Source organism: Pseudokineococcus marinus (assembly GCF_013004605.1).
Lineage (GTDB): Bacteria > Actinomycetota > Actinomycetes > Actinomycetales > Quadrisphaeraceae > Pseudokineococcus > Pseudokineococcus marinus.
The window spans coordinates 1-1661 of sequence record NZ_JABEMA010000476.1; the positions used below are offsets into that span (position 1 = coordinate 1).

Annotated in this window: 1 protein-coding gene and 1 pseudogene; both read left to right on the forward strand. The window is 79.5% G+C overall.

What is annotated here, in order from left to right:
* Positions 1–400: pseudogene (locus HLB09_RS16755) on the forward strand (exodeoxyribonuclease V subunit gamma); the annotation flags it as partial.
* On the forward strand, positions 397–1661 hold a 1265-nt coding region (locus HLB09_RS16760), incomplete at its 3' end, for a UvrD-helicase domain-containing protein (protein ID WP_171204433.1). The pseudogene HLB09_RS16755 and the gene HLB09_RS16760, both read left to right, overlap by 4 nt.

Here is a 1661-nt window from a genome sequence, read left to right on the forward strand (position 1 = left end):
CAGCGTCCTCGGCCCCCTGGGCGTCGACGACGCGCGGACGGCCCTCGCCGAGCTCGTCGCCCTGCACCGCGCGGGCCTCGACGAGCCGCTGCCGCTCCCGATCAAGACCGCCGAGGCCTACGCGTCGCGCCGCCGCGGGGGCGGCAGCGTGCTCGCCGCCCAGGACGCCGCCGCGCGGAGGTGGGACTCCGACCGCTTCCCGGGCGAGGCGGCCGACCCCGAGCACCTGCTGCTCCACGGCCGCGAGCTGCCGTCGGCCGAGCTGTGGTTCCCGACGAAGGACGCCGAGCGCGGCGCGGGCTGGGCGCGCGACGAGCCGACGCGCCTCGGCGCGCTGGCGCGCCGCGTGTGGGACCGGCTGCTCGACGCCGAGGCCGGCGGGACGGGGGCCGCGGCGTGAGCGCGCCGTCGCCGGACGCCGCGGGCGACGGGCCCGCCGTGCCCCCGGTCGCCGACGCCCCTCTCGACGTGGCCCCTCTCGACGTGGCCTCGGTCGCCGACACCCCGGAGGACGACGCCCCGGTCGACGAGCCCCGCGCCTTCCGGCTCGAGGACCCGCTGCCCCGCGGCACGACCCTGCTGGAGGCGAGCGCGGGCACGGGCAAGACCTGGACCATCGCCGCGCTCGTCGCCCGCTACGTCGCCGAGGCGGGCCTGCCGGTCGAGCAGCTGCTCGTCATGACCTTCAGCCGCGAGTCCACCCGCGAGCTGCGCGAGCGGGTGCGCGCCCGCCTCGTCGAGGCCCGCGACGCCCTGGCCCGCGACGTCCCGCCGGAGGAGGAGCCCGACGAGCTGCTCGCGCTGCTGCGCCGCGGAGGCGCCGACGACGTGGCGCTCCGCCGACGCCGGCTGGCCGACGCTCTGGCGTCCTTCGACGCGGCCACCGTGACGACGACGCACGGCTTCTGCCAGCGGGTGCTCCTCACGCTCGGCGCGGGCGCCGACCACGACGCGCGGACCCAGCTCGTCGAGGACGTGCGCGACGTCGTCGACGAGGTGGCGCACGACCTCTACCTGCGCCGGTGGGCCGTGCCGGGCGCCGAGGAGCCGGCCCTGTCCCCCGCGGACTTCCGCGACCTCGCGCGGGTCAGCGCGCTCGACCCGGCCACCGACCTGCTGCCGCGGGACGGCGACCACGACGTCCCCGCGCTGCCCGCGCTGCGCGCCCGCGTGGGCCGCGCCGTCCGCGCGGAGGTGCAGCGCCGGCTCCGCGCGGCCGGGCAGATGGGCTACGACGACCTCCTGCTGCGCCTGGCGCACGTCCTCGAGGACGCGAGCGGCGGTCCGCGAGCCCGGGAGCGCCTGCGGGCGCTGCACCGCGTCGTCCTCGTGGACGAGTTCCAGGACACCGACCCCGTGCAGTGGCGGGTGCTGCGCGCGGCGTTCCACGACGCGCCGGCGGCGGTCGCCGCGGGGGCGGCGGGCGGAGGCGTCGCGCGGGCCCTCGTCCTCGTCGGCGACCCGAAGCAGGCGGTCTACGGCTTCCGCGGGGCGGACGTGCGCGCCTACCTGGACGCCCGCGACGCGGCCTCGGACCTGCGGACCCTCGCCACCAACCAGCGCAGCGACGAGCCGGTGCTGCGGGGGCTCGACGCCGTCCTCGCCGGCGCCGCCCTCGGTGACGCCCGCATCCGCGTGCGCCCGCTCGCGGCCCGCTTCAC